The organism is Bacillus sp. TH22, from assembly GCF_016651015.1.
GTDB classification, from domain to species: Bacteria; Bacillota; Bacilli; order Bacillales; family Bacillaceae_G; genus Bacillus_A; species Bacillus_A mycoides.
In genome coordinates this window covers 1,414,942-1,438,659 of the sequence record NZ_JAEKER010000001.1, presented here as the reverse complement: position 1 = coordinate 1,438,659, position 23,718 = coordinate 1,414,942, and the positions used below count along the sequence as shown (strand labels likewise).

At 36.0% G+C, this 23,718-nt stretch carries 22 protein-coding genes and 1 pseudogene; 22 read left to right on the top strand and 1 reads right to left on the bottom strand.

Annotated elements, in window-relative coordinates; genetic code table 11:
- Nucleotides 1–10 precede the first annotated feature (10 nt).
- From JFU18_RS07180 to JFU18_RS07080, 22 genes and pseudogenes are all read left to right on the top strand, one after another.
- Nucleotides 11–1,234 (top strand): flagellar hook protein FlgE, encoded by a 1,224-nt coding sequence (locus JFU18_RS07180; protein WP_002064635.1) that lies wholly within the window; start codon nucleotides 11–13, stop codon nucleotides 1,232–1,234.
- Nucleotides 1,235–1,283: 49 nt separating this feature from the next.
- Nucleotides 1,284–1,619 (top strand): DUF3964 family protein, encoded by a 336-nt coding sequence (locus tag JFU18_RS07175; protein WP_002064636.1) that lies wholly within the window; start codon nucleotides 1,284–1,286, stop codon nucleotides 1,617–1,619.
- Between the two features lie 275 nt (nucleotides 1,620–1,894).
- Nucleotides 1,895–2,380: a hypothetical protein gene (locus JFU18_RS07170; protein WP_002064637.1), complete on the top strand. Its 486-nt coding sequence runs from the start codon at nucleotides 1,895–1,897 to the stop codon at nucleotides 2,378–2,380.
- A 141-nt stretch (nucleotides 2,381–2,521) separates the two neighbouring features.
- The gene (locus tag JFU18_RS07165; protein ID WP_002064638.1) at nucleotides 2,522–3,430 is read left to right on the top strand and encodes a chemotaxis protein; all 909 of its coding nucleotides are present in this window, start codon (nucleotides 2,522–2,524) and stop codon (nucleotides 3,428–3,430) included.
- A 490-nt stretch (nucleotides 3,431–3,920) separates the two neighbouring features.
- Nucleotides 3,921–4,868, top strand: coding sequence for a DNA-binding domain-containing protein (locus JFU18_RS07160; RefSeq protein ID WP_201034978.1), 948 nt, complete (start codon nucleotides 3,921–3,923; stop codon nucleotides 4,866–4,868).
- A gap of 95 nt (nucleotides 4,869–4,963) precedes the next feature.
- A pseudogene (locus tag JFU18_RS29820) lies at nucleotides 4,964–5,193 on the top strand (Ger(x)C family spore germination protein); the annotation flags it as partial.
- 448 nt (nucleotides 5,194–5,641) lie between these two features.
- Nucleotides 5,642–6,874 (top strand): N-acetylmuramoyl-L-alanine amidase, encoded by a 1,233-nt coding sequence (locus tag JFU18_RS07155; RefSeq protein WP_201034960.1) that lies wholly within the window; start codon nucleotides 5,642–5,644, stop codon nucleotides 6,872–6,874.
- Nucleotides 6,875–7,420: 546 nt separating this feature from the next.
- Nucleotides 7,421–10,156: a sensor domain-containing protein gene (locus tag JFU18_RS07150; RefSeq protein WP_201050290.1), complete on the top strand. Its 2,736-nt coding sequence runs from the start codon at nucleotides 7,421–7,423 to the stop codon at nucleotides 10,154–10,156.
- Between the two features lie 156 nt (nucleotides 10,157–10,312).
- Nucleotides 10,313–11,089 carry a TerC family protein gene (locus JFU18_RS07145; RefSeq protein ID WP_002086470.1) on the top strand — a complete coding sequence of 259 codons (777 nt, stop codon included), beginning with the start codon at nucleotides 10,313–10,315 and terminating at the stop codon, nucleotides 11,087–11,089.
- Between the two features lie 104 nt (nucleotides 11,090–11,193).
- The gene (locus JFU18_RS07140) at nucleotides 11,194–11,385 is read left to right on the top strand and encodes a hypothetical protein (RefSeq protein WP_002158491.1); all 192 of its coding nucleotides are present in this window, start codon (nucleotides 11,194–11,196) and stop codon (nucleotides 11,383–11,385) included.
- Nucleotides 11,354–14,293: a formate dehydrogenase subunit alpha gene (gene fdhF, locus JFU18_RS07135; protein ID WP_201034961.1), complete on the top strand. Its 2,940-nt coding sequence runs from the start codon at nucleotides 11,354–11,356 to the stop codon at nucleotides 14,291–14,293. Before JFU18_RS07140 ends, fdhF begins: the two co-directional genes overlap by 32 nt.
- A 15-nt stretch (nucleotides 14,294–14,308) precedes the next feature.
- Nucleotides 14,309–14,791: a helical membrane plugin domain-containing protein gene (locus tag JFU18_RS07130; RefSeq protein ID WP_098776897.1), complete on the top strand. Its 483-nt coding sequence runs from the start codon at nucleotides 14,309–14,311 to the stop codon at nucleotides 14,789–14,791.
- Nucleotides 14,792–14,941: 150 nt separating this feature from the next.
- Nucleotides 14,942–15,286 (top strand): Na-translocating system protein MpsC family protein, encoded by a 345-nt coding sequence (locus tag JFU18_RS07125; RefSeq protein WP_002012015.1) that lies wholly within the window; start codon nucleotides 14,942–14,944, stop codon nucleotides 15,284–15,286.
- Nucleotides 15,287–15,302: 16 nt separating this feature from the next.
- Nucleotides 15,303–16,100 (top strand): formate dehydrogenase accessory sulfurtransferase FdhD, encoded by a 798-nt coding sequence (gene fdhD, locus JFU18_RS07120; RefSeq protein WP_201032856.1) that lies wholly within the window; start codon nucleotides 15,303–15,305, stop codon nucleotides 16,098–16,100.
- Between the two features lie 20 nt (nucleotides 16,101–16,120).
- Nucleotides 16,121–17,137, top strand: coding sequence for a GTP 3',8-cyclase MoaA (gene moaA / locus JFU18_RS07115; RefSeq protein WP_201032858.1), 1,017 nt, complete (start codon nucleotides 16,121–16,123; stop codon nucleotides 17,135–17,137).
- A 207-nt stretch (nucleotides 17,138–17,344) separates the two neighbouring features.
- Nucleotides 17,345–18,139 carry a formate channel gene (locus JFU18_RS07110; protein ID WP_151304690.1) on the top strand — a complete coding sequence of 265 codons (795 nt, stop codon included), beginning with the start codon at nucleotides 17,345–17,347 and terminating at the stop codon, nucleotides 18,137–18,139.
- Nucleotides 18,140–18,163: 24 nt separating this feature from the next.
- Complete coding sequence (locus tag JFU18_RS07105) at nucleotides 18,164–19,180, top strand: molybdopterin-synthase adenylyltransferase MoeB (RefSeq protein ID WP_201034962.1); 1,017 nt, start codon at nucleotides 18,164–18,166, stop codon at nucleotides 19,178–19,180.
- 19 nt (nucleotides 19,181–19,199) lie between these two features.
- Entirely contained in the window at nucleotides 19,200–20,513 is a 1,314-nt protein-coding gene (locus tag JFU18_RS07100) for a molybdopterin molybdotransferase MoeA (RefSeq protein ID WP_201034979.1), read from the top strand.
- Entirely contained in the window at nucleotides 20,494–20,958 is a 465-nt protein-coding gene (locus JFU18_RS07095) for a molybdenum cofactor biosynthesis protein MoaE (protein WP_201034963.1), read from the top strand. Before JFU18_RS07100 ends, JFU18_RS07095 begins: the two co-directional genes overlap by 20 nt.
- A gap of 4 nt (nucleotides 20,959–20,962) precedes the next feature.
- A complete protein-coding gene (gene moaD, locus JFU18_RS07090) occupies nucleotides 20,963–21,199 on the top strand; it encodes a molybdopterin converting factor subunit 1 (protein WP_201034964.1) in 237 nt (78 codons plus the stop codon).
- A gap of 48 nt (nucleotides 21,200–21,247) precedes the next feature.
- Entirely contained in the window at nucleotides 21,248–21,727 is a 480-nt protein-coding gene (gene moaC / locus JFU18_RS07085; protein WP_201034965.1) for a cyclic pyranopterin monophosphate synthase MoaC, read from the top strand.
- A 29-nt stretch (nucleotides 21,728–21,756) separates the two neighbouring features.
- Complete coding sequence (locus JFU18_RS07080) at nucleotides 21,757–22,809, top strand: P-loop NTPase (RefSeq protein ID WP_201034966.1); 1,053 nt, start codon at nucleotides 21,757–21,759, stop codon at nucleotides 22,807–22,809.
- Between the two features lie 87 nt (nucleotides 22,810–22,896).
- Here JFU18_RS07080 and JFU18_RS07075 read toward each other — a convergent pair whose 3' ends face one another.
- Nucleotides 22,897–23,697: a flagellin N-terminal helical domain-containing protein gene (locus JFU18_RS07075; RefSeq protein ID WP_201034967.1), complete on the bottom strand. Its 801-nt coding sequence runs from the start codon at nucleotides 23,695–23,697 to the stop codon at nucleotides 22,897–22,899.
- Between the last annotated feature and the right edge of the window lie 21 nt (nucleotides 23,698–23,718).

Here is a 23,718-nt window from a genome sequence, read left to right as displayed (position 1 = left end):
TACATACGTTATGATTAAAGCGTTATATACAAGTATTACAGGGATGAATGCAACACAAAATGCATTAAGTGTAACTTCAAATAATATTGCCAATGCACAAACAGTTGGTTATAAAAAACAAAAAGCAATGTTTGATGATTTACTATATAACAATTCAATTGGTGCAAAAGCCGACGATAAATATGCTGGAACAAATCCAAAAAGTATCGGTAACGGTGTAAAATTGAGCGGAACGGTTACAGATTATAGCGATGGTACAATTACTTTAACGGGTGGTAAAACGCAAGCAGCAATGGAAGGTAATGGTTTCTTCGTAGTAGGTGATTCAAAAGGCGGAAATATGGAATTTACGCGTAAAGGTACGTTTGCAATATCTTCAGATTACTATATTACGAATACAGAAGGACAATATGTATTTGCTTATCCTGCAAATGCCGCGACTGGTGAAGTTGATTTATCTGGTATTCCAGGACCGTTGCAAATTCCAATGGGAACGGCAATTGGTGGTATTCGAACATCAAAAGGTGTAGTTGGAGGGAATATTCCAGCTGATGCAAAAGCAATTGCACAAGAGATACCTGTATATGATAATGCTGGTAATACATGGACAATGCGTGTAGAGTTTACACAAACGAGCGAACATAATTATTCATATAAAGTACAGATGCGTAATGATTCGAAAAAAGCAACAACATTTGAAGATGTTCCAGGTGCAGGCGGTAATATGACATTTGATGCTGTTGGAAATCCAAGTCCGAAAGAGCAATCGGCTAATATTCCATTTAATGGCGGCAATATAAAACTAGACCTAAGTCAGTTAACGAATCATCCGACAGATAAAACATTATCAGTAACAGGTGTAGATGGTAGAGCAGCAGCAACTGTTAAAGATTGCTTTATTGCTGACGGTGGATACGTGATGGTAAAATATTCTGATGGAAGTATGAAAGCTGCTGGCCAATTAGCTGTTGCGATGTTCCCGAACGAAGGCGGCCTAATGAAAACGGGTAATGGTAACTATACGGCGACGAATACAACTGGTATTTTAGCACTTGGTGCATCTGGCCAAAACGGTGCAGGAAAAATACGTGGTGGTGCACAAGAAGGTGCAAACGTAGATTTATCTGTAGAATTCGTTGATTTAATGTTATACCAACGCGGATTCCAAGGAAATGCGAAAGTAATCAAAATTTCAGATGAAGTATTAAATGAAGTTGTGAACTTAATTCGATAATAAATCGTAAAGAAAAATTGTAACGTAGTAGGAAGGGTTTTATATTCGTATGACAAGACAAGAGCGAATTTTACAATTGCCTTTTTTCGAAAATAAACGTGAGCTTGCTGAGCAAGTGTTAAAAATAGAACGAGAAGAGCATATATATTTACCAGATCAATTTGAAATCAAACAAGTGCCTCCATATTCGTTTGGTGAAAAACAAGCAATCATTGGCTGTATACACGAGTTTTATTTCGTAAGTATTGGTAGCGATAGTGTTTGGAAGTATCAACTGTTTAAAGATGAGATGAAGTGCCGTGAGTTTTTCGTTATGTTGCCGGATATTACGGATCAGCAGCTTGCTTTTTGGTTCAATAACATTGAGCTGTTGAAAGGGGCTTAAAATCTCTTAAAAGCTTTCTTTTAGGTTTTGAGAGATGTCCTAGCGATGTGTAGTAGCGGTTAGTGCCTATGAGTGGATCGCGCATTGTGAGAACAGAGATATGGAGTGGTTCTAGGTTAGTTGAAGAGGCCAAAAGCCAAGTGTTTAGATGGTGCCTCATCACTTTTGGGAGAGAGGATTTATCCGAGTCTAGAAGCATTGATTTGAAATAGATTTAGATTAATTAAGATATTGTACAATTAGACTAAGTTTATATAAAAGGAGAGGTGAGGAGGATGGCGCAGAATAAGTATCGCGTTACATTCATTTCGCCAAGTGAGGTTGAGCAACGTACTGTAATGGCGGCGAGTAGTTTACCTAATTTAATACGTCAAGTAGAGAGTATTATTGCAGATCAGAACGGTTATTTTGTAAATGATAAAAAAAATAATTGCTATTTTAAAGTGATTAAAGAAAATGTTACGTTTATTCAATATGAGTTACTATTTTCGGATAAGGAAATTCACATTGAAAAGTTAAAACATATAGCACCGGCGGTATTGAAACAATTATTTAAAAAAATAAACGATCCGGAATTATATGCACTTGCACTCCTTGATGTTGATATAGCGACGAAAGAATATGTGCTAGGAGAAATGGGTCCAGAGCTAAGAATGAGAGTGGAAACAGAGCTTTCAAAAAAATGGGAAGCGATGCCGACAGAAATTGTAGGAGCACAAGAAGTGTTACTAGAGGCACTTGCTTCGTTTATACAAGATTAAGTTTTACCGGTAGTATTTCTACTTTAAAACTGTGAGAATCATTCAACTATCTATATTTTTCATATAGGTAGTTGACTTTTCGGTTTTAATAAAGCTTAATAATTAAATATACGGAATTAATGGAAGGGGAGCGACACCTTTATGTCACAAGCACAAAGTATTTTATTAGAAAGCGGAACAAACGAATTAGAAATCGTAACGTACACTGTTGGTGAAAATTTATTTAGTATTAATGTAATGAAAGTGCGTGAAATTATTAATCCATTCCCTGTTACAACTGTGCCAGAATCTCATCATGCAGTTGAAGGTGTTGTTCAAGTACGTGGTGAAATTTTACCTGTTATTAACTTAGCAACGGCTCTTAATTTAAAATCTATAAAACCACTTGATCAAACGAAATTTATCATTTCAGAATTAAACCAAATGAAAGTTATTTTCCGTGTTGATGAAGTGCATCGTATTCAACGTATTTCATGGGAACAAATTGATGAACCAGCTTCATTATCTATGGGACTAGAAGAAACGACATCTGGAATTGTAAAGCTAGATGGGAAAATCATCTTATTATTAGATTATGAAAAAATTGTATGTGAAATTAGCGGTACTGGTTATGACAATAAATCACTTTCAGGATTAGAGCAAAAAACAGATCGAGCTGAAAAAGTTATTTATATTGCAGAAGATTCAGCGATGCTTCGTCAAATACTAGAAGAAACATTATCATCAGCTGGATATACGAAAATGAACTTCTTCAGCAATGGTGCAGAAGCATTAGCTCAAATTGAAAAATTAGCAAAAGAGCAAGGTGAAAAAATGTATGAACATATTCACCTGCTTATTACAGATATTGAAATGCCGAAAATGGATGGACACCACTTAACGAAAGTAATTAAAGATAGTGAAGTAATGAATCAATTACCAGTCATTATTTTCTCTTCATTAATTACAAATGAATTATTCCATAAAGGTGAAGCAGTAGGAGCGAATGCTCAAGTAAGTAAGCCAGATATCCAAGAATTAATCGGGCTAGTTGATAAGTTAGTACTATAAAGCTTCTTTTAGTTGGAAGAGAGGAGCCAGCCATGTGTGTAAAGACAGAAAGGTTGAGTGTTTCTGAGATATTTTTGTTTTTCTGTAGCCACCGTGGTAATAATGGTCATTCTTTCGGTTAATTCGTTAGCGTTGTGTAAAACCCTCACCTTTACTATAAAGGTGAGGGTTTTCTTACATGATGTTCAATTATTTCATCTATAAGATTTCGTGGTGACGCAAGCTTTTTCGGTGAAAATATATTAGAAATACCATATAATATAATTAAGTAGAATTTTTCTGATATAATATTTTACTTAGCTATTTTTTATTTTTTAATATTTGTTAACAATCATTTTTTATTTCGATACTTTTTATACCTTTTTGTATGTTAATTATTTGACAGATAATTTCGAAATGTTATAATATGGATATGTAAAAATTTCTATTTTCTTAAAGGGCATGGGAGTCATATGAGAATTGTGAAAGGATGAGGGGAGTGACACAGATTATGTATCACCACACAGCAATCAATGTATTAAGTCTTTTACAAAACATGTCAAATAATAAAACGAACGATATGAAATTAGAGGCGGAATTTAAAAAAATAGAGAAACAATTCCAAATCGGGTATGAAGAGCTAATCGATTTATATAATAGAATGGTATTATTTCAAATAGATATAGAAAAAAATGGCGGTATGCGAGAATATGAAAAATCAGCGATTACTTGGTTGAAGTCTGAACTAGAATTATTGTATGAAGTGTATCAATTTTGTCAACGTCATGGCTTAAACATCGCAAATATTTCAAAATATGTTAGTAAAAATGAATTGAATCTTTTTCGAAAAACGGAAAGTCAATTGCAAAATACCTATTATAAATTAAAAAAACAAGAAATCCCGTTTGAAAATATTGAAAAACAAAAGCCGGGGCGAAAACGTAAATATGCACCTGTAAAAGAGACAATTGCTGAGACAAAACAAGAAAGTAAGCAGGAAGTAATTGAAGACGTTCGAAATGGAGATGATGAAAAAAGCCTCGTAACAGTTATATCTGGCATCGTGGATAACTTTGAAACAATTAGTCAATGTAGTGACAAGAAAGAACACGAATTGCATCAGTTCATGGAGGGAATCTATAAGCTTTCCAGTATGGCAGCAGAGCGTTCAAAAGATGAAAAGAATGCACGTGGTCTTGAAGGTGAATTAAATTCATTACGAGCTGAAAATGAAAGATTAAAACGAGAGAAGGAAGAACTCGTTCATGATATTAAAGAGATGACGCATCATTTAATTCATTTCATTACGAGCTCGGATATCGATCAAATTCGTACATTGCCTTACTTCGTAAAAGAATGCAAACAAGATCTACATAAGCTAGGGTTATATAACGCTCAAGACGGAAAAATGAAAATTATGGTTGACCGTAGTGGACAAGTTATGACCGTAACACAATAAAAAAATTGGGTACAAAATAAAAGGGAGATACATAGTGTATATGTATTTCCCTTTTGTTTTGTATGGAATCATTTCGGGCAGAGGAAAAGTTATAATTAATTTTAGTAAATCAAAAATTTGTACAAAAGGAAGGAGCTAGGTCTTACTTTGTAGTATTGTGATCCGAAAAATACTGGGAATATGCGTATTGTCACTGTGAAAGGGCTTAATACATAATGATTTTAAAGATAAACCGACTCTTCCTCAATATTTAACTGATTTAATTGAGGTGAATAAGTTGTATAATCGTACAGTTGTTATTACATTTCATCAACAAACTTTTAATACGGAGAATTGAAGAGTAAAGTAGGATTCCAAAGCATAGCCAAAAAGGTGGCTGTTATAAGTTATTTGCCTACCAAGATAATTAATATTTGTTTAAAATATAAGATTACTATTTTATTATACCGAGTAATTATTCACATTATATAATAATTACTTACTACATAATTAACATGGTTATCTTACAAAAATGTAAGGTTTTTTTAATTGACACTCGTACATATGAGTAACTATACTGGTTACACGACGTTGGTGAATATATTTAATAGTTTCTATCTATAAGTGTATGTCTCAGGATTCTTTTCGGAATAATAGTTCGATTTGTATTTAATATCTTTAATATAGGGATAACGCGGATTTAATCTATTCTTTATTCTAGGTCGTATTATTTAAAGATTAACTATAAATGATATATTTACCAACTTGTAATAATTTTTTAGAGGTGCTAAATTTTGAAGAAAAAATTAATTGCTACAGGAATTCTTGCTGGAAGTCTACTATCCTACTCATCTAGTGCATTTGCAAATACTCATAAATTCCAAGATGTTCCTGCATGGGCTGACAAATCCGTTAATTATTTAGTTGATAAAAAAGTATTGAGTGGTTATCCAGATGGAACTTTTGGTTCAAGTGATACATTAGATAGGGCTTCTGCGGCAACAATTATGACAAAGGCCCTTGGTATACATATTGACTTAAATGCAAAACCATCTTTTACAGATTCACAAAACCACTGGGGAACGCCGTATATTGCCGCAGCTGAAAAAGCAGGAATAATTAAAGGTGAAGGAAATGGAATATTTAATCCTTCTGGAAAAGTTACTCGTGCTGCAATGGCAACAATGTTAGTAAATGCATATAAGCTACAAGATAGAACAAATAGTAATGGGCAAAGTAAATTTGATGATTTAAAAGGACATTGGGGTGAAAAATTTGCCAATATTTTAATTGATTTAAAGATTTCTGTTGGTACTGATAATGGTTGGCAACCAAATAAATTCATAACACGTGCAGAAGCCGCACAACTTACTGCCAAAACAGATACCCTTCAATACAGTCCGAAAAACCCTTTAGAAAGTAAAACAATCATTATTGATCCTGGACATGGTGGTGCAGATCCCGGAAAGTCCACAAAAGGATTGCCTGAAAGTAAAATCGTATTAGACACTTCCTTACGCCTACAACAATTGCTCGAAAAACATACACCATTTACAGTTTTACTAACTCGTGAATCTGATACTAGACCTGGACATGACCAAAAAAGCTCTTTACAGGAACGTGTTAAATTTGCTAAGCAAAATGAGGGGGATATCTTTATAAGCATTCATGCAAATGCTTTTAATGGTAATGCAAAAGGGACAGAAACATACTACTATAAATCTTCTGAATCCGAAAAAACAAATCCTCATGTGGAAGAAAGTCGTGTGTTAGCGGAAAAAATTCAAACACGTTTAGTAGAGGCTCTTCAAACACGTGATAGAGGCGTTAAACATGGAGATCTTCATGTTATAAGAGAAAACGACATGCCAGCTGTGTTAACGGAACTGGCTTTTATAGATAATGGTATCGATTACAGTAAACTATTTACGGCAAACGGCAGACAGATTGCAGCAGAAGCCATTTATGAAGGGGTTTTAGATTATTATGAATGGAAAGGAAATAATGTATCTGAATATAGATTGTAATAGGTAAAAGAAAGTTTAGTAATTCTAGGAATATGAAATTTATAAATTGCTAAAGTATAGTTTTGTTATTTGAAATGTGTTTTAGTTTTATAGTGTATACTAGCACCGACTTATTAAGGATTATAAATAAGTCGGTGTTTAAGTTAGCGTACTTAATGAATACTATAGAAGTTATGAAGAAAAAAGATAAATAGATAGGGGCATACACCTACATTCATTATTTTTACGTGAAATTTTAATTTAAAAATAGTTAAGTTATATGATTCAGATGGGCAGTATACAATTAGTTCAAAGAAAACATTCTTTGAACTAATTAGCTATTAAATAAACTTGTTACATAAATAGTTCGTATAACAATAATTGATAGTGTTAAGGACATAGCTGTTCATATTTTTTTGTAATTCCTGTTATGGAATTGTTAAATATTTGCAGGTGTAATGTAAGGCTGCTTTATTTTGAAAGAAATCTTGTGAAATGGTCATAATATGAATAATAATTAGAAACAAATTTTTAAAAAATGATGAAAGACTTAAGAAGGTGAATATATTGCTTAAACATTCACATTTGCAATTTATCTTATTAACAATAGCTCTAATATTCTATATAAGCTTTTGTTTTATATTTTTATTTGTTTTTCCGAATCATTATTTTGTATCAGATTTTAATATCCGACTATCATCCTTAGTTGTTGAAACTACTGTATTTATCTCATTACTTTATTCTATATTATCCGGAAAAATTAAGTTAGGAGTATTCCGGGTTTGCATTACTATTGCAATAGGGTGTTTCTTGATCGGGAATTTTATATCCGCTTTTCAAGTACTTAATGTAGAATTACCGATACAAAATTTTAATATCTCTGATGTGTTTTTGTTGTTTTTCTTATTCTTCTTTCTCTTTGCATTCTTTTATAAAATCATTATGGAATGTAACAAGTGGGAAAAAGCGTATTTAATTTGTGATTTATGTATTGTTGTTACTGCTATTTTTACATTAGAGTGGTACCTGTTTAATAAACCTTCTGCAAATATCTTATTCTTATCAATTGGAGATGTTTTTCTCTCATTTATTTTTCCGATTATAGATTTATTACTTCTTTTATTAGGAGTTAGTCTAATCTTTCGACCAGCTATTTTTAATGCGAAAAGTAAATTATTTATTTTTATTCTCGTATTAACTGGATTGGCTATTACGGACTACTTGTATTTTTACTTACAAGATGATTTGTCAGATCGTTCACTTATATTATTAAGGTGTTTGTATAGAGTTTTCCTATTATTAATTGCTATTGCTGCTTCGATCTCAAAGAATGCATCTTCTAGAAGGAATTATTTCATTATCGATCCCACATTTGGGAAGAAACTTCTTGTTATATTTCCTTATCTTGCAGTTGCGGTATTAATTGGCTTTACTTTAAAAGAGCAAACTGCCTCGGCTACACTTATTACTGGGAATTGTATTGCATTTGTATTTGTGCTGATTCGTCATACTATCGTACGAATGCAAAACAGAGATTTAACCGAAATGTTAAAAGTGTTTAATAATCAATTAGAACAAAAAGTATCTCAAAGAACAGAAGATTTAATAAACAAATCCAATGACTTGGTCAAAAATCAAGAGAGATTTAAGTCATTATATGAGTATCATCCAGATCCTATTTTAACGATTAATTCAAATGGTACTGTGTTAAATATAAACCAGGCTGGAAGTATGTTATTAGGAAAAAACAGTGATGAATTAATAGGTAAAGAGTGCTTCTCGATTTTTTTAGACGAAGATAGATCTGAATTGGAAGCAGCTCTACAGGAAGGGAAACGATGCAGTTCGGCTTCGTTACAATTACGTGTGAAAAATAATAATGAGAAGGACATTCATTTTTGGTACGTCACCATTGTTCCTATTATGATAGAAGGACAAACTTTTGGGAGTTATGTAATGGTAAAAGACATTACGAGAATGAAGAAACAACAAGATGAGATAAACTATCTAGCATTCCATGATACAGTGACGGAGATTGGAAATCGAATATTCTTCCAAAAAGAATTAGAAAAATCCATTGAGCGTGCACGAAAAACGCAGGGTGAATTTGGACTCTTGTATATAGATTTAAATCGTTTTAAAACCATTAACGATACACTGGGACATTCAATTGGTGACAGTGTTTTAAAAGAAGTTGCTAAACGTTTTAGGACATGTCTGTCACCGGCTATTCCTCTAGCGAGAATAGGGGGAGATGAGTTTGCGATCATAGTCCATAACCACACAGAGCAACAGCTATTGGATTTGTGTGAAACTCTATTTCGTATAACTGAAGAACCATTTGTAGTTAATCAACATAGTTTTTATTTATCTCTTAGTATAGGAATAGCGGTGTATCCGTTTGGAGGAATAAATACTACTACACTTTTACAACATGCTGATATTGCTATGTATAGTGCAAAGGAAAAAGGTAATAATGCTGTTTGCATGTATGACGAGACATTATCAAAAAAAATAACAAGACGATTACGATTAGAGCAGGATTTACCGAAGGCATTAGAAAATAATGAGTTGTTTTTATTATATCAACCACAAGTTGACAGTAAGACTGGTATGGTTATTGGTGCAGAGGCTTTAATTCGTTGGCAACATCCAGAACTGGGACTTATTTCTCCTTTTGAATTTATACCTATCGCGGAAGAAACGTCGCAAATTATTCTAATTGGGAAATGGACGTTACAGGAAGCGTGTCGACAACTGAAAAAGTGGCATTCTGCAGGCTATGTAAATCTAAAAATGGGGATAAATTTATCTGCTATAGAGTTTGAACAGAAAGATTTTGTTCAAGCAATCATATCTACCATAGAAGAAGTAGGGGTACCTGCTAGTTCGATTGATTTAGAATTAACAGAGAGAATAGCAATGGTAGATGAAAAAGAAACGTTAGCGAAGTTAAAAGCATTAAAATCATATGGTGTACATTTATCAATTGACGATTTTGGCACAGGGTATTCTTCATTAGCATATCTCCCTTTGTATCCAATTGATACCTTAAAAATTCCAAGAGAATTTGTTAATAGGATCGGAAATTCTACTGATGGAAATGAAATTATTCATACCATTATTTCACTAGCGCATACTTTAAACATGAAAGTGATCGCAGAAGGGGTAGAAACGAAGGAACAATTAACAGTGTTACAACGTAATGCATGTTATCTAATTCAGGGCTATTACTACAGTAAACCTGTAAGTGAAGATGAATTCATCAAGTTTTTAAGCACAATGTCGCGTCGCCTTTTCTAAGAAAACCACAATCTAGATTTGTTTTTTGTTGAAATTATAACAAATAGAGGACAGCAAAGTAACTGTCAAAATGTTTTAGCATTTAATTTGGCTTAATAGGAAATTCTAATGAGCAAAGACCTTATCTGATTTTAGTTTTAGAAAGGAGAGAAGCGGATGGATTCAATATGGCTAGAGTATGCTTGGGCATTATTAATTTTAATCGGATTAGAAGGATTGTTATCGGCTGACAATGCCCTTGTACTAGCAGTTATAGCCAAGCATTTACCCGAAGAAGAGAAAAAAAGAGCTATAAATTACGGAATTATTATGGCCTTTGTTTTTCGATTTGCAGCCCTGTTTGCGATTTCATTTATTGCAAATGTTTGGCAAATACAGGCGATAGGAGCAGCTTATCTTCTTTACTTAGGATTAAAGCATGTCATTCAGGCGCAATTCGGAAAAAATAATCAAAATATTCACAAGGAAGATGAAAAGGAAGCAGCAGGAAAAAGTTACTGGTTCACAGTAGGAAAGATTGCATTAGCGGACCTTGCCTTTGCGATTGATTCAATATTAGCCGCAGTTGCTCTTGCTCTGGGGCTTCCAGATTCTCCGCTTGATGATTTCGGAGGTATGGATGGAGGACAGTTCATTGTTGTACTTCTTGGAGGGATAGCTGGACTTATTTTAATTAAATTTGCGGCAACTTGGTTTGTACAATTACTGGAGAAACGTCCAGCACTAGAAACAACAGCATATGCAATTGTTGCCTGGGTCGGCGTCAAACTTGCTGTAATTACACTTGCCCATGAGGATATAGGTATTTTAGATCATGATTTTCCACACAGTACAACTTGGACTTTAATCTTCTACGGAGTATTAGTTGCCATCGCACTCATTGGTTGGTTTGCACCGGGAAGTAAGTCATCTCAGAATAATCCTAAAATGTAATACAAAGGTCAGAGCATTATGTGCTTTGTCCTTTGTAATGATAATTATATTGTGTATTTTTCGATTTAACGCTATAATTACAGTGTTAAAGATGGAATCGTGATATGACCTGTTATGAATCTATCATTTTATTTATGAATAAATGGATTGGTATTTTAGCAAGATGTGCTAATAAACTACTCCACCATGATGATAACGTGCCAAAAATGTGGTGCGTATATTTTCGTGGTGGAGTTTTTTTATTCTCAAAAAGGGGGAGTAACCATGAACGACAGCATGGTTCATATTACAATTAACGGCAAAGAGTATATTGCTGAGCCTGGTTCAACTATACTGGGCATTATTAATGAGAACGGAATTGAACATCCACAAATTTGTTACGTGCCGGAAGTGGATCCTATTCAAACGTGTGATACTTGTATTGTAGAAGTGAACGGAAAGCTTGTGCGATCCTGTTCTACTGTAGTGACGAGCGGTATGAATATTGAGTTGTCCTCTACTAGTGCGAAGGCAGCACAACATGAGGCGATGGACCGTTTACTAGAAAATCATTTACTGTACTGTACGGTTTGTGACAACAATAACGGGAATTGTAAACTGCATAATACGGCAGAATTAATGGAAATTGAGCATCAAAAATATCCTTATGAGCCAAAAGTTGATGCAAGCGAAGTTGATATGTCTCATCCATTTTATCGCTATGATCCGAATCAATGTATCGCGTGCGGTCAATGTGTAGAGGTGTGTCAAAACTTACAAGTTAATGAAACGTTATCTATTGATTGGGAGGCAGAGCGCCCGCGTGTTATTTGGGATGAAGGAGTAGATATTAACGATTCTTCATGTGTAAGCTGCGGTCAATGTGTAACGATTTGTCCTTGTAATGCTTTAATGGAGAAATCGATGCTTGGTGAAGCTGGATTTATGACTGGGCTGAAGCCGGATATTCTTGAACCTATGGTCGATCTTATTAAAGAGGTTGAACCTGGATATAGCGGTATTTTCGCTGTGTCAGAAGTAGAAGCTGCGATGCGCGACACTCGTACGAAGAAGACGAAAACAGTATGTACGTTTTGTGGTGTAGGTTGTTCATTTGAAGTATGGACGAAAGGGCGCAAAATTTTAAAGGTGCAACCAACTTCTGAGGCACCAGTTAATGCAATTTCTACTTGTGTAAAAGGAAAATTCGGTTGGGATTTCGTTAATTCTGAAAAACGACTTACGAAACCTTTAATTCGTAAAAATGGAGTGTTCGTTGAATCGACTTGGGAAGAAGCGCTTCATGTAGTGGCGAATAAATTGGGCTCTATTAAAGAAGAGTACGGTAAAGGCTCTATCGGCTTTATTTCTTCTTCTAAAATTACGAATGAAGATAATTATGTTATTCAAAAATTAGCGCGTCAAGTGTTCGAAACGAATAATGTTGATAACTGCTCACGTTATTGTCAATCACCAGCGACAGATGGATTGTTCCGCACTATTGGAATGGGCGGGGATGCAGGAACGATTAAAGATATTGCGCAATCAGGTCTTGTTATTATCGTCGGTTGTAATCCAACAGAAGGTCATCCTGTGCTAGCAACTCGTGTGAAACGTGCGCATAAACTTCACGGTCAAAAACTAATTGTTGCAGATCTTCGTAAAACTGAAATGGCAGAGCGTTCGGATATCTTTATTAGTCCAAAGCAAGGAACGGACCAAGTATGGTTAATGGCTGTTACGAAATATATGATTGATCAAGGTTGGCACGATCAGCAGTTCATCGATGAGAATGTAAACTTCTTTGATGATTTCAAAGATAGTCTCGCGGAATATACGCTTGAATATGCAGAAGAGATTACAGGTATTTCAAAAGAAACGCTCGTTAAAATGGCAGAAATGATTCGTGATGCAGACGGTACGTGTATTCTTTGGGGAATGGGCGTAACGCAAAATACAGGTGGTTCAGATACTTCCGCTGCGATTTCAAACTTACTTCTTGCAACAGGAAACTATCGCCGTCCAGGTGCTGGTGCATATCCGCTTCGAGGTCATAATAACGTACAAGGTGCTTGTGATATGGGAACACTTCCAGGTTGGCTTCCAGGATATCAGCACGTTACTGACGATGTAGAACGTGCGAAATTTGAAATAGCTTACGGAGTAAAAATTGATAACAAACCAGGTCTTAATAACATTGAAATGCTTCACGCAATTGATGAAGGAAAAATGAAAGCTATGTACCTTGTTGGAGAAGATATGGCTCTTGTAGACTCTAACGCAAATCACGTACATGAAGTGTTATCAAGCCTTGAATTTTTTGTCGTTCAAGATGTGTTCCTTTCTAAAACAGCTCAATACGCTGATGTAGTATTACCAGCAGCGCCATCTCTTGAAAAAGAAGGTACTTTTACAAATACAGAGCGTCGTGTACAAAGATTATATCAAGTGCTTCCAACGCTAGGAGATGCGAAACCAGACTGGTGGATTGTGCAGGCAATTGCTAATAAATTAGGTGCAGACTGGAGCTATAATCACCCAAGTGAAATCTTTGCGGAAATGGCAAGCTTATCACCACTATTTGCACACGCAAACTATGAAGTGCTTGAAAGGTGGAACAGTTTCCACTGGGGAAGTTTTGATGGAACGAATACACCGCTTCTTTTCCAAGATGGATTTAACTTCCCAGACAAAAAGGCTCGTTTTGCGATAGCTGATTGGGTACGTCCTGCTGCATTCCCAGCAGAATACGATCTTCACATTAATAACGGCCGTATGCTTGAACATTTCCATGAAGGGAACATGACAAATAAATCAACTGGTATTCAATCGAAAGTACCAGGTGTTTTCGTCGAAGTTTCTCCAGAACTTGCAAGGGAACGCGGAGTGAAAACTGGTTCGTTAGTACGCCTTGTTTCTCCATTCGGGGCACTTAAATTACGTGCACTTGTAACGGATCGTGTAAAAGCGAATGAACTGTATTTACCGATGAACTCGACGGATAAAGAATCGGCAATTAATTTCTTAACAGGTCCTGCCGTTGACTTGCGTACAAACACGCCGGCATATAAGCAAACGAAAGTACGTATGGAAGTGTTAGAAGTTGATGGCGAAAATCCGATGCCAAAAACGAACCCACGTAATAAAAAGCGTCATCCTCAAAACGGAATTGAGGTAAATCGTAAGTGGGCTCGTCCAGGATACGTACATTTAACGGATAACTAAGGGGGAGAAAAGAATATGGCAGCACCTATTCAAGCGGTCCAGAAGCAGGAGCTAACTGAGGAAGACATAAAACAACAAAAACTCGAAGACTTAAAAGAACTGCTAGCTAATAATGAAGATGCTTTAAATCAAATGTTTAATATAGTAGGTGAATTAAATGACATTGGGGTGCTGGAAGCAGCAAATTCTATGCTGAAAGCGAAAGAACCAATCGCAAAAATCGTTCTAGGCCAAGTCACTCGTGAACCAGTTACAAATTTAATTAATAATATGATGGGCGCTGCAGGAGCTTTAACAGAACTTGATCCGGAACTTACGAAAAAGCTTATAGGTAGCGTATTGACAGGTATGGATGAAGGAAACCAGCATTTGCAAAGCAATAAAAAAGTAGGAATATTAGACCTTATGAAAGTACTGAAGGATCCAGATATTAATCGTGCTATCGGATTTGGTCTTCATTTCTTAAAAGGTATGGGTAAAGGGTTAAAAGAAGAATAGATAAGCAACAATAATAGTATTTCATATGTTGTTTGCGTACTTGAGGTAATTGTAAAAGATGATCCATTTCGTCTCATTATTAAATAGTTTAGACGAAATGATCATTTTGTTAAAATAGTTGTGATGGAATAACTAGGAAGGAATGAGAGTATGTCAAAAATGGTACATGAATTTAATGATATGATCCGAAAGCTTCGAAAAGAGTTGTTCGGGAAAGGGCCGGAAAGAATTCATACTGTATTTACCGAGAACATGGCGATTGCAACACTTTATGGGAATTTAACACCTACTGAGAAATTTATTTCGGGAACTACGGATGGGGCGGAAATGGTTCATATGGCTCGAACGAAAATGATTCAAGAAGTGTATGTGGCTAATCCTCATGAACATTTAGAAGAACTTGTTGGTGCGAAGTTAGTTCATCTGTTTTCTGATATGAAAGTAGATGAAGATATTGCAGTTTCCGTGTTTGTTTTTGATAAAAATATAACGTGAGAGAAGGATGCTCATCGTGAAATCGATTCAGGTGGAACGGAAAATTTTTAAATATGAGCAAGGGGAATTTAAACATATAGAGGACAGCATTGTAACAGAGTTTCCTGTTACGGTTAAAATTAACGGCCAGGAATTTGTTACAATGGTTAGTACTCCAGAGTATATTGAAGATATGGTAATTGGCTTTTTAGCCTCTGAAGGCATTATCCGAAAGTATGAAGATATTGATGAAATATGGATGCAAGAAAAAGAAGGCTATGTACATGTAAAAACGACGAAAATCAATCCTTATTATCGTGACATACAAAACAAACGTTATATTACTTCGTGCTGTGGAATGAGTAGGCAAGGGTTTGTTTTTGCGAACGATGCGCTGACTGCGAAAGAAATGAATGATATTCGCGTACAGATCTCTGCCGAGGATTGTTTTCGGTTAATGAATGATATGCAGCAATCTGCGTCTACGTTTCAACATACAGGCGGCGTTCATAATGCAGCTTTATGTAATGTGAGTGGAATTGTTTTAAGCCGCATGGATATAGGAAGACATAACGCTTTAGACAAAATTTACGGCTATTGTTTAAAAAATAACATTTCGATTGGTGATAAAATTATTGTTTTTAGTGGACGTATCTCTTCTGAAATTCTATTAAAAGTTGCGAAAATTGGCTGTGAAGTAATATTGTCAAAATCAGCTCCAACTGAGTTAGCGTTAGAACTAGCGGAGCAGTTAGGGATTACTACAATAGGCTTCATTCGTAATAAATCTTTAAATGTATATACGCATCCAGAGCGGATTATAAATATAAAATAAGTAGAAACGAGGCAATAATCATGAAATCTGTTACATTAGACAAATTAGATCGTCCTTTAAAGGATTTACGTATTTCTGTTACTGATCGCTGTAATTTTCGCTGTCGATATTGTATGCCAGAAGAAATATTTGGTCGTGATTATTCTTTTTTGTCTAATGATAAAATTTTATCTTTTGATGAAATTGAAAGGATTACACGTATTTTCGTTTCTTTAGGTGTAAGAAAGCTACGTATTACCGGGGGAGAGCCTTTACTTCGAAAAGACTTACCTGAACTCATACAGCGGTTAAACGAAATTGAAGGAGTAGAGGATATTGGTTTAACGACAAATGGATCATTACTTAAAAAGTTTGCTCCAGATTTATATAAGGCGGGTTTATCTCGTGTGACAGTTAGTTTAGACTCGTTAAATGAAGAACGATTCTCTTATTTAAATGGGAATAGAAGTAAAGTAAAAACGGTTCTTGCGGGAATACAGGCTGCAGCGGAAGCCGGAATGAAAATTAAAATGAACATGGTTGTTCAAAAAGGGAAAAATGAACAAGACATCGTTCAGATGGCAGAGTACTTTAAAGAGAATAAGCATATCCTTCGGTTCATTGAATATATGGATGTCGGAAATTTTAACGGCTGGGAATTAGGCGAAGTAGTTTCTAAGCAAGAAATAGTAGAGATGATTCATAAAGTGATGCCGCTTGAACGTATTGAGGCGAACTATCCTGGTGAAGTTGCGACACGTTATCGCTATATCGGTAGTGATGAAGAAATAGGAATTATTTCATCTGTAACGGATTCGTTCTGTTCATCATGTACAAGAGCGCGTATTTCAGCAGAAGGAAAATTGTATACATGTTTGTTTGCGTCCAAAGGAAACAATCTTAAAGAATTACTTCGCTTTGGATATACGGATGAGGAGATTACTAATGTTATTCGTGACATTTGGAATAATCGTTCAGACCGTTATTCAGATGAACGGTTAAGCAATACGAATAAAAAAGCAATGCCGAAAATTGAAATGTCGCATATCGGTGGCTGAGAAGCTACTAAGAATGTAGATTCTCTTTGTTAACGTAAATAGTGGGAAATGTGCAAGTTTTGTACACTTTCTATGAGTATAGTAAAAATGATGATTGATATTTCTGTAAGAGATATGCAGAGAGATTAAGCAGCATTCAAAAATCCTTACGATGATAAGGGTTTTTGGTGCTGCTTTTTTTAGATGAGAAAAATGGAGGAATTGGTTATGGCATTTCATAAACCGGAACAAATTGCTGCGCTTGTGATTGAATCCGGTGTTCAAAAGGTGAGGCAACCGCTATCAGCGATGCTTATTCTTGGTTTTTTAGGAGGAGCATTCATTTCGTTAGGATTTTTACTTAATATTCGTGTTCTAGGTAATGTACCAGAGCAGTGGGGAAGTTTAGTCAATTTTATAGGAGGAGCAGTTTTTCCTATAGGACTTATGCTCGTTGTTTTAGCAGGAGGAGAATTAATTACGGGAAACATGATGTCGATGGCCATGGCACTGTATGCACGGAAAATTTCATTGAAACATGTGTTAAACAATTGGACGTGGATCACTTTAACGAACTTCGCAGGTGCGCTTTTCGTAGCGTATTGTTTCGGTCATCTTGGCGGGTTAACTGAAGGTGCCTATTTAAATAAAACGATAGCGATAGCTCAAGATAAGTTACATGAATCTTTCGGGAGAACTTTAATTTTGGCAATTGGCTGTAACTGGCTCGTTTGCCTTGCAATTTGGTTAGCATACGGAACGAACGATTTAATCGGAAAGATTGTTGGGATTTGGATTCCGATTATGGCGTTTGTCGTAATTGGGTTTCAGCAAGTAGTAGCAAATATGTTTGTCATTTCAGCCGTGATTTTTGCGGGTCACCTTACGTGGATGGATCTTGCGAAAAACTTTGTGCCTGTCTTTATCGGAAATGTAATTGGCGGAGCTGGATTTGTTGGATTCGCTTATTTTTCTTGTTATCAGAAACAAAGTGCTACCGAAGAAGATGTATTGAAAAAATAACAGTATATGAAAGGAAGGCACCTCATGATAGAGCGGTATTCACGACAACAGCTGTTCACTCCTATTGGAAAAGAAGGGCAAGAGAAGATTAGAAATAAGCATGTATTAATAATAGGGGCAGGTGCGTTAGGAAGTGCAAGTGCAGAGGCGTTTGTACGTGCAGGTATCGGGAAATTAACGATTATTGATCGCGATTACGTAGAATGGAGCAATTTACAGCGGCAACAACTTTACGCTGAACAAGATGCGATAGAAAAGTTGCCAAAAGCAATCGCAGCGCAGAATCGTCTCAAACAAATTAATTCAGACGTGCAAATGCAAGCGCTAGTAATGGATGCAAGAGTAGATAATATGGAAGCTTTATTAGGTGGTGTCGATGTCATTATTGATGCCACAGATAATTTCGATATTCGGTTTGTAATCAATGATATATCACAAAAACATAATATCCCTTGGATTTACGGTTCTTGTGTCGGAAGTTATGGCATGAGCTATACAATTATTCCGAAGAAAACACCGTGCTTACATTGTGTGTTGAAAAGTGTTCCTGTCACAGGGGCGACGTGTGACACAGTTGGAATTATTAGTCCAGCTGTTCAAATCGTTGCAGCGTACCAAGTGGCAGAAGCATTCAAAATTTTAGTAGAAGACTATGAAGCAGTTCGGAAAACTTTTTTAATGTTTGATATATGGAGTAATCAATATCATTCTATCAAACTAGGAAAAATCAAAACGGAAGACTGTCCTTCGTGCGGAACAAATAGAACTTATCCTTATTTATCATACGAAAATCAAACGAAGACAGCTGTGTTATGTGGAAGAAGTACAGTTCAAATTAGACCAGCGCATAATAGACATTACAACTTTGATGAGTTAGAAAAAGTATTAAAGAATCACGGGAAAGTTGATCGGAATCCGTATTTGCTCTCTTGCCAATTAGAAGAGTATCGCATCGTCATTTTTCATGATGGTCGTGTATTCATTCATGGCATGAATGAAATTCAAAAAGCAAAACAACTATACTATCGGTTATTAGGCTAATAGAAAGGGATTGGTAATGATGGAAAGAAGGGTACCGATTACAGTTGAAGAGGCTGTTCGTAAAGTGATGGAATTTGCTAATTGTGGTGTAAAAGAACTAGTACCACTGGAATTAGCATACGGACGTACGTTAGCAGAAGATTTAGTGGCGGATCACGATGTGCCTTCTTTCAATCGCTCGCCATATGATGGATTTGCTATTAGGGCAGAAGATACTTCGCGAGCAAGTCGTGAGAATCCGATCGTATTTGAAGTAATTGGTGAAATTGGAGCAGGTTCCGTATTTCCTACAGAAGTAGGAGCGCTTCAAGCAGTTCGAATTATGACAGGGGCACAAATTCCGAAAGGATGTAACGCGGTCGTCATGCTAGAACTGACTCGTCATCGTCAATATAACAATATCGGAAAAAGCTATATGGAAGTGAGACGCTCATTTAAAGAAGGGGACAATATATCCTTTCAAGGTGAAGACGCACGTAAAGGAACCGTTCTCGCAAAAAGAGGTAGTTACATTAATCCAGGTATTTCAGCTCTTCTTGCTACATTCGGTTATAGCGAAGTTCCAGTAGCGAAAAAGCCCATAATTGGACTATTAGCGACTGGGAGTGAACTTCTCGATGTAAATGAAGAACTACAACCTGGGAAAATCCGAAATAGTAATACGTATATGATATCGTCTCAAATTCGAAGAGCAGGTGGAAGAGTAAAATACTTCGGGAAGTTTAGTGACGATTTTAATACGTGCTACGAAGCAGTGAAAAGAGCGTTAAGCGAAGTTGACATGTTAATTACAACTGGTGGTGTTTCGGTAGGCGACTATGACTATTTGCCAGCTATATACGAAAGGTTAGGCGCATCAGTTCTTTTTAATAAAGTAGCCATGCGGCCGGGTAGCGTCACGACTGTAGCGCAATTAAACGGAAAATTATTATTTGGATTATCAGGTAATCCATCTGCTTGCTATGTAGGTTTTGAATTATTCGTAAAACCTAGCATTCGTGCGTATATGTTTAGCGAAAAACCACATGTAAAACGAGAAAAAGCAATGCTCGGAGAAGACTTTCTAAAACCTAATCCATTTACAAGGTTTGTACGAGGTAAGCTTCAGTATAACGAAGGACAACTAATCGCTTATCCATCAGGATTTGATAAATCTAGTTCCGTTTCTTCATTAGCAGAATCAAACATTTTTATCGTCCTACAGGGCGGAACGAGAGGATATAAGAAAGGGATGTTTGTAGACATTCTTTTATTAGAAGATAACGAAGGTAGTGAATGGCCTTGGACATTCCGTAAAGTGGGGAGAGGTTTTGATGGGACAAGCAAGATTTGAAATTGTCGATAATCCGATTGTAGTTGAAGAAGTAACGAATAAAGTAGCAAGAAGAGAAGCAGGAGCCATTACAACTTTTATTGGAACGGTTAGAGAATTAACGAAAGGAAAACGAACGTTACATCTTGAGTATGAAGCATATAAACCGATGGCGGTAAAAAAGCTTACTGAAATTGGAGAAGAAATTAAGAAACAGTGGCCGGATGCGAAAATAGCAATCACGCACCGAGTAGGACGACTAGAAATAATGGATATTGCCGTTGTCATTGCAGTATCATCACCACATCGTAAAGTAGCGTACGAAGCGAATGAATACGCAATTGAACGTATAAAGAGAATCGTCCCAATTTGGAAAAAAGAATTTTGGGAAGATGGAACAGAGTGGATTGGAGATCAACTTGAAAATACTCCATATCCAGAAGGAAAACCAAAGAAAGAAGAATGAGAGAATGATTACAATTTTACTGTTTGCAAATTTACGAGAAGAAGTTGGCTCAGAGAGATTAGCCATAATAGAAAAAAGAGAGATAAATGTTCATCAATTGAAAAAATGGCTGAAAGATAACTATCAATTACAGACGCTAGATAAAGTTATGGCAGCAATCAATGAAGAATTTGTAACGGACGAAGATGTTGTAAAACCTGGAGATACCGTCGCGTTTATCCCGCCTGTAAGTGGAGGTTAATTCTTCTTATTTGAATACCGCATCTTTTATAAATTAAGGAGGATCATTATGAGTGAATTTTCGCACTGGAATGAAGAGGGCAGAGCCAAAATGGTTGATATCTCTCAAAAGGATATTTCAACACGCACAGCTGTTGCGCAAAGTACGATTTCTTTATCAAATGAACTATTTGAGGAAATTCAAAGTGGTGGATTGAAAAAAGGAGACCCGCTCCAAGTTGCGCAAGTTGCTGGCATAATCGGTGCTAAAAAAACAGCGGATATAATTCCGATGTGTCATCCGATATTAATCCAAGGAACAGACTTTACGTTTCATTATGAAAAGAAAACTGATGGCTATGAATTAATCATACGAGCTACAGTAAAATGTAGTGGGAAAACAGGTGTAGAAATGGAAGCATTAACTGCTGTATCAATCGCCGCCCTTACGTTTTACGATATGTGTAAAGCAGTTGATAAAACGATAGTCATGAAAGAAACGTATTTAGTACAAAAAACGGGTGGGAAAAGCGGAGACTTTTTTCACTAGGTAAAATAATTACAATGGAAGGAATGTGTATGATGATTACTCACGAACAGATTATGAACGCGTTAAGCCATGTCGAAGATCCAGAGTTACACAAAAGTATTGTGGAACTAAATATGGTTAGAAATATAAAAATAGATGGTACAGAAGTTGGGCTAGAAGTAGTTTTAACGATACAAGGTTGTCCGTTGAAAGCAAAAATTCAACAAGATATTGAAGAATCTCTTCGAAATATTGGGGCATCAAAAGTTTCTTTAACATTCGGTTCTATGACAACAGAAGAACGAGCAGCATTAACAGCATCTTTAAAGAAAGAGGCTAGAACAGAAACAGGTATGCCTAGTATGCTTCGATCTGATTCAGGGGTGCGTTTTATTACTATAACAAGCGGAAAAGGCGGAGTTGGAAAATCAACTGTGACGAGTAACCTTGCTACTGCTTTAGCTCGTATGGGCAAAAAGGTTGGGATTTTAGATGCAGATATATATGGATTTAGTATCCCAGCGATGATGGAAACGAAAGAAAAGCCAACGATGATCGATCAAACGGCAATTCCAGTCGTTAGTCACGGTGTTAAAATTATGTCGATGGGATTCTTCACAGATGGTAATAACCCAGTAATGTGGCGAGGACCAATGTTAAACAAATGGATTCAAAACTTCCTTGCGAACACGCACTGGGGAGAATTAGACTATCTACTTCTTGATTTACCACCTGGAACAGGAGACGTTGCGATAGATGTGGCTGCAATGATTCCACAAGCGAAGGAAATAATCGTTACAACTCCTCATAGTGTAGCTTCATTTGTCGCGTCTAGAGTAGGAGTAATGGCAAAACATACGAAACACGATATTTTAGGTATTGTTGAAAATATGGCATATTACGAAGAACAAGATGGCTCAAGAAACTATCTCTTCGGAAAAGGCGGTGGTGAAATGTTAGCAGAACAACTGCAAACAGAAGTAATCGTCCAAATACCTTTTGCAAAACGTGAAGAAAATAAGGGCTCATGTGTGTATGATGAAGATTCACTCGTTGGGGAGATTTTTACTTCTTTAGCTGAGGATATTATTTATAAAGGATAGGCTGATATAAAAAGTGGGATACATAGCACGTATGTATCCCACTTTTTATTTTTAATGGAGTTATTTCAATAGTTTTAAAGGTTATATTTAAGATTGCAGTAACTTCGAAACCATTTGCGGAATTTGATTAACTTGTGAAACCATACTAAGTGCAACTTCAGTTAACAATTTAAACTTTAAAAAATCACTCATCTCTTGCGCCATATCTGCATCTTCAATTCGAGAAGCAGCATCGGTTAACGCTGTACTTTGACTATTTAAATTCTCCATATTAAATTGCAAACGATTTATCATAGCGCCAAGATCAGCACGATGAAGTGATACATTTTGTAAAGCATCTCCAATTTTACGAATCGCCACTCTTGCTTCTTGTTCTGTTGAAATCTTGATGTCATGTTGTGTAGGGGAAGGGGGAATATATTTCGTGATATCTACTGTATGACCGATATCATCTAACGTAATAGGACGGTTTTGTCCGTCAAATACAGATAAATCATTAAACTGAGTTGTCTCACCGATATAGCTAATTTGTTCAGTTAAAGATTGAAACTCTTTATTCAGCGAATTACGGTTTGTATTTGAATTTGTACCACTTGCAGATTGAATAGCTAAATCACGCATACGTTGCAAAATATTTGTAACAGTTTGAAGGGCAGCTTCGGCTGTACGAAGCATCGATATCGCATCCTCATTATTACGAATTGCCACACGCATACCACTTTCTCTCGCATGCATACGAGTCACAATCGCAATATTAGCGGGATTATCAGAAGCATCATTCAACTTCTTACCAGTCGCCAAATGCTCCATCGCAACATTCATACGCCTCTCATTCTCATACAACGACTGCCTCTCATTCATACTTAAAACATTCGTACCAATACGCATAATAGACACTCCTTATAGATT

Excerpts from the sequence above, each read along its gene's own strand:
- JFU18_RS07165 (WP_002064638.1), top strand. The coding sequence starts at position 2,522 with ATGTCACAAGCACAAAGTATTTTATTAGAAAGCGGAACAAACGAATTA.
- JFU18_RS07170 (WP_002064637.1), top strand. The coding sequence starts at position 1,895 with ATGGCGCAGAATAAGTATCGCGTTACATTCATTTCGCCAAGTGAGGTT.
- JFU18_RS07110 (WP_151304690.1), top strand. The coding sequence starts at position 17,345 with ATGGCATTTCATAAACCGGAACAAATTGCTGCGCTTGTGATTGAATCC.
- JFU18_RS07160 (WP_201034978.1), top strand. The coding sequence starts at position 3,921 with ATGTATCACCACACAGCAATCAATGTATTAAGTCTTTTACAAAACATG.
- JFU18_RS07105 (WP_201034962.1), top strand. The coding sequence starts at position 18,164 with ATGATAGAGCGGTATTCACGACAACAGCTGTTCACTCCTATTGGAAAA.
- JFU18_RS07075 (WP_201034967.1), bottom strand. The coding sequence starts at position 23,697 with ATGCGTATTGGTACGAATGTTTTAAGTATGAATGAGAGGCAGTCGTTG.
- JFU18_RS07145 (WP_002086470.1), top strand. The coding sequence starts at position 10,313 with ATGGATTCAATATGGCTAGAGTATGCTTGGGCATTATTAATTTTAATC.
- JFU18_RS07175 (WP_002064636.1), top strand. The coding sequence starts at position 1,284 with ATGACAAGACAAGAGCGAATTTTACAATTGCCTTTTTTCGAAAATAAA.
- JFU18_RS07125 (WP_002012015.1), top strand. The coding sequence starts at position 14,942 with ATGTCAAAAATGGTACATGAATTTAATGATATGATCCGAAAGCTTCGA.
- JFU18_RS07080 (WP_201034966.1), top strand. The coding sequence starts at position 21,757 with ATGATGATTACTCACGAACAGATTATGAACGCGTTAAGCCATGTCGAA.
- JFU18_RS07100 (WP_201034979.1), top strand. The coding sequence starts at position 19,200 with ATGGAAAGAAGGGTACCGATTACAGTTGAAGAGGCTGTTCGTAAAGTG.
- moaC (WP_201034965.1), top strand. The coding sequence starts at position 21,248 with ATGAGTGAATTTTCGCACTGGAATGAAGAGGGCAGAGCCAAAATGGTT.
- JFU18_RS07130 (WP_098776897.1), top strand. The coding sequence starts at position 14,309 with ATGGCAGCACCTATTCAAGCGGTCCAGAAGCAGGAGCTAACTGAGGAA.
- moaA (WP_201032858.1), top strand. The coding sequence starts at position 16,121 with ATGAAATCTGTTACATTAGACAAATTAGATCGTCCTTTAAAGGATTTA.
- JFU18_RS07140 (WP_002158491.1), top strand. The coding sequence starts at position 11,194 with ATGACCTGTTATGAATCTATCATTTTATTTATGAATAAATGGATTGGT.
- fdhF (WP_201034961.1), top strand. The coding sequence starts at position 11,354 with ATGAACGACAGCATGGTTCATATTACAATTAACGGCAAAGAGTATATT.
- JFU18_RS07180 (WP_002064635.1), top strand. The coding sequence starts at position 11 with ATGATTAAAGCGTTATATACAAGTATTACAGGGATGAATGCAACACAA.
- JFU18_RS07095 (WP_201034963.1), top strand. The coding sequence starts at position 20,494 with ATGGGACAAGCAAGATTTGAAATTGTCGATAATCCGATTGTAGTTGAA.
- moaD (WP_201034964.1), top strand. The coding sequence starts at position 20,963 with ATGATTACAATTTTACTGTTTGCAAATTTACGAGAAGAAGTTGGCTCA.